11 protein-coding genes and 1 tRNA gene are annotated in these 9,739 nt (G+C 47.1%); 5 read left to right on the forward strand and 7 right to left on the reverse strand.

The window, feature by feature from the left end:
* The first annotated feature begins 62 nt into the window (after nucleotides 1-62).
* The 3 genes from scpB (at nucleotide 63) to PN462_RS18595 (ending at nucleotide 1,725) form a co-directional block, all read left to right on the forward strand.
* Nucleotides 63-593 (forward strand): SMC-Scp complex subunit ScpB, encoded by a 531-nt coding sequence (gene scpB / locus PN462_RS18585; RefSeq protein WP_272130333.1) that lies wholly within the window; start codon nucleotides 63-65, stop codon nucleotides 591-593.
* Between the two features lie 97 nt (nucleotides 594-690).
* Nucleotides 691-1,026, forward strand: a complete 336-nt coding sequence (locus tag PN462_RS18590) for a DUF760 domain-containing protein (protein ID WP_272130323.1) — start codon at nucleotides 691-693, stop codon at nucleotides 1,024-1,026.
* Nucleotides 1,027-1,263: 237 nt separating this feature from the next.
* Nucleotides 1,264-1,725, forward strand: a complete 462-nt coding sequence (locus tag PN462_RS18595) for a hypothetical protein (RefSeq protein ID WP_272130324.1) — start codon at nucleotides 1,264-1,266, stop codon at nucleotides 1,723-1,725.
* 59 nt (nucleotides 1,726-1,784) lie between these two features.
* Here the strand turns inward: PN462_RS18595 and PN462_RS18600 are convergent, their stop codons facing one another.
* Genes PN462_RS18600 through upp form a run of 3 tightly spaced genes read right to left on the reverse strand, consistent with a single transcriptional unit; the run spans nucleotide 1,785 to nucleotide 3,130 of the window.
* On the reverse strand, nucleotides 1,785-2,096 hold the full coding sequence (locus PN462_RS18600) for a YggT family protein (RefSeq protein WP_272130325.1): 312 nt from the start codon (nucleotides 2,094-2,096) through the stop codon (nucleotides 1,785-1,787).
* A gap of 51 nt (nucleotides 2,097-2,147) precedes the next feature.
* The gene (locus PN462_RS18605; protein WP_272130326.1) at nucleotides 2,148-2,441 is read right to left on the reverse strand and encodes a hypothetical protein; all 294 of its coding nucleotides are present in this window, start codon (nucleotides 2,439-2,441) and stop codon (nucleotides 2,148-2,150) included.
* Between the two features lie 38 nt (nucleotides 2,442-2,479).
* Nucleotides 2,480-3,130, reverse strand: coding sequence for a uracil phosphoribosyltransferase (upp, locus tag PN462_RS18610; RefSeq protein ID WP_272130327.1), 651 nt, complete (start codon nucleotides 3,128-3,130; stop codon nucleotides 2,480-2,482).
* A gap of 439 nt (nucleotides 3,131-3,569) precedes the next feature.
* Here upp and crtH point away from each other — a divergent pair, with 439 nt between their 5' ends.
* Nucleotides 3,570-5,105 (forward strand): carotenoid isomerase, encoded by a 1,536-nt coding sequence (crtH, locus tag PN462_RS18615; protein ID WP_272130328.1) that lies wholly within the window; start codon nucleotides 3,570-3,572, stop codon nucleotides 5,103-5,105.
* A 141-nt stretch (nucleotides 5,106-5,246) separates the two neighbouring features.
* Here crtH and PN462_RS18620 read toward each other — a convergent pair whose 3' ends face one another.
* From PN462_RS18620 to PN462_RS18635, 4 genes are all read right to left on the reverse strand, one after another.
* Nucleotides 5,247-6,491: an ATP phosphoribosyltransferase regulatory subunit gene (locus tag PN462_RS18620; protein WP_272130329.1), complete on the reverse strand. Its 1,245-nt coding sequence runs from the start codon at nucleotides 6,489-6,491 to the stop codon at nucleotides 5,247-5,249.
* Nucleotides 6,492-6,548: 57 nt separating this feature from the next.
* Entirely contained in the window at nucleotides 6,549-7,550 is a 1,002-nt protein-coding gene (locus PN462_RS18625) for a J domain-containing protein (protein WP_272130330.1), read from the reverse strand.
* Nucleotides 7,551-7,729: 179 nt separating this feature from the next.
* Nucleotides 7,730-8,551: an inositol monophosphatase family protein gene (locus PN462_RS18630; protein WP_272130331.1), complete on the reverse strand. Its 822-nt coding sequence runs from the start codon at nucleotides 8,549-8,551 to the stop codon at nucleotides 7,730-7,732.
* Between the two features lie 191 nt (nucleotides 8,552-8,742).
* Nucleotides 8,743-9,111, reverse strand: coding sequence for a 2Fe-2S iron-sulfur cluster-binding protein (locus PN462_RS18635; RefSeq protein WP_272130332.1), 369 nt, complete (start codon nucleotides 9,109-9,111; stop codon nucleotides 8,743-8,745).
* 196 nt (nucleotides 9,112-9,307) lie between these two features.
* Here PN462_RS18635 and PN462_RS18640 point away from each other — a divergent pair.
* Nucleotides 9,308-9,394, forward strand: a tRNA-Ser gene (locus tag PN462_RS18640).
* Nucleotides 9,395-9,739: the final 345 nt, after the last annotated feature.

Genomic DNA, 9,739 nt, shown 5'->3' on the forward strand with positions numbered 1-9,739 from the left:
CCTATCTCCCCTATCTCCCCTATCAACTCTCAACTATCAACTCCCCATCACTGGTGACTGCTATGAGTGAATCTACAACCGCTACCCCTCGTCTAGCCACCCAGATCGAGGCCATTTTGTATCTGAAAGGTCAACCCATGTCCGTAGCAGCGATCGCAGAATATGCCGGGTGTAGTCGCCAACAGGCCAAAGATGCACTCCTAGAACTTATTGACGACTACGCTTATCGAGACAGTGCCTTAGAAGTCATCAAAACCCCCAGTGGCTACAGTTTACAACTCCGAGCCACCTTTCAAGCCCTCATGCAGCATATCGTCCCCGCAGAATTGGGAATTGGAGCCCTACGAACCCTTGCCGCCATTGCCCTCAAATGCCCCCTCCTGCAAACCGAACTCATCGAACTGCGAGGGAGTACCGCCTATCAGCACGTCCAAGAATTAGTCAATTTTGGCTTTATTCGTAAGCGTCGCCAAGCAGAAGGACGTTCCTTTTGGCTCGAAGTCACCGACAAATTTCACCAATATTTTGAAATTGATGAACTCTCACAAATCGTTGATACCAGCGTATCACCAGCGTCAGACTCCGAAGAATAATCCCCCAATGACCCTAGTAATTTAGCCACAAATGTGCCAATCTGAGCGACATGGTTTAAAGTAGTAATTAAGCACATCCAACTCTGAATGGATTCTGATGGTATTTGACCCTAACCTTTTCCAGTCTGACACAGACGAACTAGAAGATATAAATATCCTGCTGCAATACCTCAAACAGCAAAAACCAGAGGTTCTTGAACAGATTGCTCAATCCGCTTCCCCCGAAGTCAAGCAAATTATTTCCCAAAATGTTCAAGGTTTAGTTGGGATGCTCCCTTCAGAAGATTTCAACGTCCAGATCGTCACAGACCGCGAAAATATGGCGAATCTCTTGGCATCCGCCATGATGACGGGATATTTCCTCCGTCGTATGGAGCAGCGCATGGAACTCGATGCGAATTTAGGGAATACAAATTCTCTGAATGGCGAGTAACCGCGATTAAACCAGATTCATTAATGTAGATTCATTAATGTAGATTCATTAATTTAAGAGTGAGTGGGCAGTGGCGTTCTGAACCCGTAGAGACAGAAGCGCGTACACTGTCCACTGCGGTATTCAGAGACAGGGTAGGACAGTCGCTGCCCCATCCGTAAGGCACAATGGGATAATGAATGAGGTTCGTTAACAGGATAGCGTCCTATTTTTTTTTGCCCATCAAGAGACAAACTTATGAATTATCGAGTATTGACCATTGCCCTCCTCAGTCTAACCTTTTGGTTAGTCAGTTTTATCGCCACCCCTGTTGCCCAGGCCCGCATGAAAGTCCAATTGGACAACTTGAGTTATGAAGAATGCGGGGCAGAATACTCCCAAGGCAATGTCACCAGCATGAGTATGCAAGAGGCCAACTGCTTCCTGATCACCGGAAAAGCCACCAACCCGTCCGATAAATACGTTGTCGATGCCGATGTCTTTGGCCGCATTTATGACGCAAACGGCAACCCGGCCATGCAAAACCGTACCCGCATCGGCACTATCCCCACCATTCCCCCAGGGGAAAGCGAATTTCAAATTCGTATCTCCGTCCCCGCAACCCAACCCACCCCCCTCAAATTAGAACAATTTAAAGCCTCTGGGTTTACCTCAAAAGTGCGTCCTTATTACTACAAGGATGAAGATACCTTGTATTAAACACAGAGAGGGACGTTGCGTACAACGTCCCGACAAAAGATTGTTGGAGTGATATCTGATCACACCCCAAAGGCCGAGTAAGAATTGGTTAACAACAGACTGGCCAATAAAGAAACTAAGGCATTGCCAATAAAGCTTAATGCCAAAATCGCTATCATGGGAGAAAAGTCAATTCCTCCTAGGGCAGGAATGAAAGACCGGAAAATATTGAGGTAGGGATCAGTAATAGGGCTTAAAAATTCCATAATTTGTTGCGCCCAACTGGCCGTTTGAAACCAAGTTAACAAGACTCGCACAATCAGTAGAACCGAGTAAATGCTAATAAAGGACTGAACACTTTGAACTAAAAGGGCGGCAATTCCGGTACTCATGGTAATCAAGCTAAATACTATATAACACTGCCTACCATTGTACAAGTTTTCTCAAGCGTCCTCTTGTTCGGTATGATTCCCATTCACCGAACTTAACTGTTGACGGACATCATCAATCGCTAAATTTAATTGAGCAATTTTACCTTCTAAACTCCGACGGGCGGTTTCAATGCGTTCTTCAGGGTTTTCTCCCCCGTCGGGGTTTTCTTCTTCGAGGAAAGCGTTATTCTTCTCCTCTGGGGAATTTTGGCGGGAAGCGGCCAAGGCCCCTACAACACCGCCAACCACACCGCCAACCAATGCGCCTAATAATAATCCACCCGTAAAACCATCTCGCTGACTCATAATTTTTTCTCCTTTCCCTGCTTTTATTTTAACCGTCTCTAAGTTCCAAAAGCGCGATCGCCCGCATCTCCTAACCCCGGTACAATATAACCCACATCATTCAAATGTTCATCTATTGCCGCCGTATAAATCGTTAAACTGGGATAGGCTTGACTGAGTTTCTGTAACGCCACATGGGCCGCAACAACCGAAATAATCCGCATTAACGACGTATCCGCCCCCCGTTTCGTTAACTCCTCCAACACCGTCAACATTGATCCTCCTGTGGCCAACATGGGATCAAGAATCAAAATGCGAGTTTGAGGACTAATCTGATCCGGTAACTTATTTAAATAACAACTGGCCTCCAACGTCTCCTCATCTCGCACTAACCCCACATGATAGGTTGACGCAAGGGGAAGTAGCGTTTGCGCCCCATCCAACAACGATAAACCCGCCCGTAAAATCGGTACAATCATCATCGGGGAATCCGGCATGATCAACGTCGCCGGACATTCCGCCAGAGGCGTTTCTACCGTCGTTTCCCCCGTGAGAAGCCATTGACGAGAGGCTTCATAAGTCAACCACCGCCCCAACTCCGTCATAGCACTCTTAAACAGGACTGACGGGGTATGGCGATCGCGGGCTACCCCCAACCAATGTTGAATTAACGGGTGTTCTGGCACATAAACGCGCAATTGTAAAGTCATTAGAGCCTAAATAAGTCATACACGGAAGCCTGAACCATAATACTGCGAAATCGCCCGTTCTCCCACCCCCTACTACCTCTTGAAAATTTTTCTCAACAGTATTGACATTAATTCTCAACAAAATTATACTAGCGTTTAGTGTTCTCCTCTCATAAAGAATCAGCAAGCGGGACAGGTTTCAGATAGAAAGCCGTGTCCCCTCTTTTTTTTTGCTTGGTTATTGGCTCTTAGCTATTGTTTCTTTGTTCAACGCTGTAGAGTGGGCAATGCCCTACAATAATTAATACTTCACCAAGATAGTAGATATTGGGGTGCGGATTCCGTAGAAAATAGCCTGAAACCCGGATTTTGCCCTAGAAAATCCCACATCGCGTTATAACTCATACTGATTACTGATTACTGATTACTGATTACTGATTACTGATTACTGCGATACTCCATGACAGAAACCGTACAACCTGCACAACAAACCCCCCACCCCACCACAGAATACGATGCCATTATTATTGGTTCAGGCATCGGTGGCCTCGTCACTGCCACCCAACTGGCCGCGAAAGGGGCCAAAGTCCTAGTTCTGGAACGGTATCTGATCCCTGGTGGAAGTGCTGGATATTTTGAACGGGAGGGTTATCGCTTCGACGTAGGTGCGTCTATGATCTTCGGGTTTGGCACAGAAGGCACAACCAACCTCCTCACCCGGGCCCTCGATGCAGTGGATATGCAAATTGACACTATCCCCGACTCTTGCCAAATTCACTATCATTTACCGCAGAATCTCGATCTGAAGGTTCATCGAGACTACGAACAATTTATCCAAGAATTGAGCCAAAAATTTCCCCACGAAAAAACAGGCATCCGCAAATTTTACGACGAATGCTGGACGGTGTTTAACTGTCTCAACTCTATGGAGTTACTCTCCCTCGAAGAACCCCGCTACTTATTGCGCGTGTTCTTCGAGCATCCTCTATCTTGTCTCGGACTGGTGAAATATCTCCCCCTCAATGTTGGTGATATTGCCCGCCGCTATATCCAAGACCCGGAATTACTGAAATTTATTGATATGGAATGTTACTGCTGGTCAGTTGTTCCGGCGGAGAAAACGCCTATGATCAATGCGGGGATGGTATTCTCAGACCGTCATTATGGGGGCATTAATTATCCGCGAGGTGGTGTAGGGCAAATTGCCCAAAAACTGGTGGAAGGGTTAGAACGCTATGGGAGTGCCATTCAGTACAAGGCCAGAGTTAAAGAAATTATTACCGAAAAGGGCAAGGCGGTGGGAGTCCGGTTGGCTAATGGGACGGAATACCGCGCTAAACGGGTTATCTCTAATGCCACCCATTGGGACACCTTCGATAAATTGCTACCTACTGCTACACCGAAAAAAGAGCAACGGTGGGAACAACGCTATGAAAAATCACCGAGTTTCCTGAGTCTCCATTTAGGGGTAAAGGCTGATCTGTTGCCTGTGGGGACGGAATGCCATCATATTTTGTTGGAAGATTGGGAGAAGATGGAAGACCCGGAGGGAACTATTTTTGTGTCGATTCCCACGTTACTTGATCCTAATTTAGCTCCGGAGGGACACCATATTATTCATACGTTTACCCCGAGTTGGATGAGTGACTGGCAGGGACTTTCGAGTCAAGCATATCAAGACAAGAAAAATGCGGCGGCCCAACGGTTAATAACTCGGTTAGAGGGGGTTTTTCCGGGGTTGCAGGAGGCGGTGGTTTATCAGGAAGTGGGAACAGCCCGCACCCATCGCCGTTTTTTGGGGCGAGAGGATGGGACTTATGGGCCGATTCCTCAACGGAAGTTATGGGGGTTGTTGGGAATGCCGTTTAATCGCACGTCTGTGCCGGGGTTGTATTGTGTGGGGGATAGTACCTTTCCTGGACAGGGGTTAAATGCGGTGGCGTTTTCGGGGTTTGCTTGCGCTCATCGAGTGGCGGTTGATCTGGGGGTTTCATAGGGCTAACATAAGAGCAGGTAGCGTTATAGTGGGGACGACGGAAAGCCCTTTAGGGCTTACTAGGAACGAGCTTTCTGCGCTCCCTAATAATTAGCCTAAACTGCACATTCTTGGCTTTTTGTCAACCCTATGAGCGAACAATCATCCGTCTTGGGAGAGATTTTGCTCCGCTTGAGTCCGTTCGATGTCGAGATTCCCCTGTTCATCAACCCACACTAAATGTTCAATGTGGGATAAACTGGCATAATCTCGAATGTCCTCTGGAGAACGCCCTTCTAATTCCAATTCTACGCGCACGACATGATCGGAATGTCGCAGGGTTTGGGCATGGTGTAAGGCCGCAATTTCTGCTTGGGGGGTGGTGGGAATGACTAACCAATGACTACTGGGGGGTTTTTGGGGTAATTCTTCTGAAGAACTTAACTCGGAGTGTAGTTCTTCGATATTTAAGGCAAAACCAATCCCAGGGGCGGATTCTCCATGGGGGTGATAGAGTTCTAAGAGGTGATCATAGCGGCCTCCTTTCCCTAATACTCGGTATTGCTGTTGACGAGTGGAAACCACTTCAAAGACAATTCCGGTGTAATAGTCGATGGTTTCAATTAAACTCAGGTCTAAAATTAAGGGAAAAGCGTTGCTGTGACTATTTCGCAGACGATCAATGAGGGTTTTGAGATTGTTGACGGTTTGGGTTTCTTGGGGGTTAAGATTGAGCGTTGAGACTTTTTGTAGGACATCTTCGGGTTTTCCTCGTAAGTCAAAAAGGAGTAAGGCGCGATCGCGCAATTCCGGAGACAAGTCCAAATTCTCCAACCCCACCCGATCTAAATTAGCCAAACAATAACGCACCGTCTCTTGTACTGCTTCCGGAAACACCGACAACAGCGATCGCGTTAATCCCGCTTCCCCTAACACAATCTCCCATTGTTCTAACCCCAAATGCTGTAACCCATCGGCCAACAACAGCAAAATCTCCGTATCCGCCAAACTACTCCCGGAATAAAGCAACTCTACCCCCGTTTGGAAAAACTCCACTTGGCGGCCATGATGGGCTTGAGACGAACGCCGAAACACATTAGCACTGTAATACAACCGTTGGGGATAAGTACACCCCGCCATGCGAGTCACCGCCGTTCGGGCAATGGAAGCCGTCAACTCCGGACGTAACCCCAAGCGGCCTTCCGCCGTATCCTCGACTTGGATCACCGTTTCCGGTTGGATGGCCCCCCCTGCGGTTAAGGTGTCCACCCATTCCAACGTCGAAGTAATAATCCGTTGATACCCCCAACGATGAAACACTTGTTGTAAGCGGTCCGCAATCCAACGTTTTTGCGCTACTTCTAAGGGGAGTAAATCACGAGTTCCAGCCGGGGGTTGATGAATCATATTGCAGTAATCAGTAATCAGTAATCAGTCACCAGTAATCAACTTAAAGCAAAACGGTTACTTTTTCTTACCGCCAAATAAACCGCCAAACATTCCACCCCCACTGGATTTTTCCGATTTCCCCGATTTCCCCTTGGCACTACTCGACGAAGACTTAGAGGAAGTGGACTTACTGCCCACACTTTCTCCAGTCGTCTTCTCTAAGGCTTGTTTCACCTTCAAGGCCGTCTCATTATTGGCATCGGACTGTAACGCCTTCTTCACATGGACTTTGGCCATACTCACCTGTTTCTGTTTGAAATAGGCTAACCCCATCAACCCGTGACAGGTACTATTATTGGGGTCAATTTTCAGCCCATCCCGTAATTCAAGAATGGCCTTGGAGAAATTATTTTTGCCAATATACTCATTGGCCCGACGCACATAGGGATCAACGGGAGAGGCTTGGGGTTGCTCTGGCTCAGATTGGGGCTTATTTTGACTGGTAGATTTGGCAGCAGGTTTCCTGGAAGAACTAGGGGTGGATGGACTGGAAGATTGACTCGCCCCGGCCCCACTGCTGGCTGCTTTTCTAACCCCCTGGCCTTGTTTCCGCAACAGATAAACCAGATTCACTTCACTTAACTGCGCAATCTGGTCTAATGCCTTATTAATGGACTTATATTGGTTAGTGGTTAGCTTTTGGAGAATAGTTTGATAGGCCGCATCAATATTACTGCCGGCCTTTAGCAATGCCTTGGCGGCCTCGCCTTCTACTGGAGGCGTTGTGCCTTCCCCGGCCAAGCGTTTTCCCGTCTGTTCTAAAATAATTTGATATTCACCCCGGCCTTTGCCTTTCAGGGTTTCATAAGCGGGATTGACCAATTTGGAGAGGATTTCATTGGCCTTTTCTTTATCTGCATCGCTTTCGGTTCGATAGGTGTCGGGGTGCAGATTGCGGGCTAATTTCAGATAGCGTTTCCGGATCGCGCTATTATCCGCATTAACCGGAAGCCCCAAGATTGCATAATGGTCTGTAATGTCATATTTAAATAGTCCACGTTGAATGTTGAAAGACATAGGTTTTTAACTGGGGAAAGAGTTATGTTATTTGGAGTAAATTTGCAAGTCTGACTAGGTAAGAGTTGCTTTTCAGTATAAGAATTTCCGGTTAAGTCTTTGTTTTTGATTACTCAATTTTGCGATCGCTTAACCGATGTTGCATGGTCTTTAAATTGGCCTCTCTAAATTGGTCTCTCTCAATTAGCCCAACTCTCCAACGGAGGAGTTTGACTGAGGGTTTGGGAGAGACTGTCGTGAAGGAGTCCGTTGGTGGCTAATATCCGTCCCGACTGGAGATCAAGAGGGCTACCATCGTAAGCTGAAATGCGTCCTCCTGCTTCTTCTACTATTATAGTTCCGGCAGCAACATCCCAAGGTTTAATCCCTCGTTCCCAATAGCCATCAAGACGACCCATGGCTACACTTACTAAGTCTAAAGCAGCAGACCCCCCGCGTCGAACCCCTTGGGTCAGATGGGTGAGATAACAAAATTCGGCATAATTATTATCAGAGGTTTCCCGGCGATCGTAGGCAAAGCCGGTCACTAATAAACTTTGTTGTAAACTGGCGGTGGTGGACACTTGGATGGGTTGATAGTTACAGGTTGCCCCCAGTCCTTGAGCCGCCCGGTATAATTCATCTAGGGAGGGGTCATAAATGACTCCCAAAACGGGTTTTCCCTCCACCAGTAACCCGGCAGACACGCAGTAAGCAGGATAACCGTGGGCATAATTGGTAGTCCCATCGAGGGGATCAATGGCCCAAAGATAATCACTGTCTTTCCCTTTATGTTGCCCCGATTCTTCGGCGAGGATAGCATGATCGGGTAAATGTCGTTTCAGGACACTCAGAAGCGCGTCTTCGGATTTTTTATCTACTTCGGTGACAAGATCACCAGGCCGTCCTTTTTCTTGAATGGTTTTAATTTTCCCCTGATGAGTTTTCAAGACGGCCCCTGCTTCGAGGACTGCTTGTGTGGCAATATCGAGGAAGTTATGAAGTTGGTCAACGGAAGTCATTATTTTGGGTAATGGGTGATTGGTAATGGGTGATTGGTAATGGGGAAGATGGGGGAGATAGGGAAGATGGGGAAGATAGGGAAAACAAAAAAATATATATTATTCCCGATTCCCGATTCCCTGTTCCGGAGTTCCCTGTTCCGGAGTTCCCTGTTCCCTTGTTTACAAAGAACAAACAACAAAGAACAATATTAATCTTCGTCTAAGGGGAGACTCAAGCGACGGCCTCCTTTGCCAAAATAGCGTCCGAATTGGAGTTCGTACACTTCGTCCTCGTCTTGGGTTTCCACATGAATCTCCGATCGCGCATACCCCACACACAGTAAAGCATACCCTTCTCCCTGTAACTCCTGGGACAGTCCCATGGCTTCCGGTTGGTAAATATCTCCCGAAATCACCCGCACTGCACAAGTGGTACAAGCTCCATTCCGACAGGAATAGGGCAGATTAATTCCCTGGTCTTCTAAACTTCTGAGAATGTAGCGATCGCTCGGTACAGTAGCGCTATAGTCTTGATTTCGTTGGCGATCGTGGATATGAACCGTATGATACTCTCGCATTAAATTCTAAATTTATCCCAACAGCTATTTTATTGTGACATACTCTCCCCTCCCCTTTGGTGATGCTTAGGGGAGAAATGAAGGCAGGATGAGAGCGGCCAAGGAATACCTCGAACCCTAAAAAAGAAAATTTTTTACACAAAATTTGCACAAAATCCGAATAATGATGCTACGATAAGAAATTGTCACCGTTTTTGGAGAGGTGGCCGAGCGGTCGAAGGCGCAGCACTGGAAATGCTGTTTAGTGGAAACGCTAACGAGGGTTCGAATCCCTCCCTCTCCGTAGAAAATTTACAGAGATCAATAGCACTAGATCAATAGCACTAGATCAATAGCACTCCTAGTTCCTTTGGGATTAAGTAGAGTGACTCATTGAGCATTGGTGACAAGTTAAAGTGGGACACCCTTCTATCCCCAACAGTATTAGCGGTTGTCCGTCTTTAGAAACTACGGGAATTCGGTTCATAGGAGATAATCCCTCCGAATAAGGTTTACGTCTCTTAGCTCAGGCATTGCGGCTGTGTCCTAGATTTACCTAGTTGGGCGAGATTCCGCCCCCTTACAGCTAATCCGGTCTAGAGAAACGACCAGTAGTGTTAATCCGCAATACCCCTGGAGAGCTATTCGC

Origin of the sequence: Spirulina sp. CS-785/01 (assembly GCF_028330525.1) — a bacterium.
In the GTDB taxonomy this organism is placed as follows: Bacteria; Cyanobacteriota; Cyanobacteriia; order Cyanobacteriales; family Spirulinaceae; genus JAQMSD01.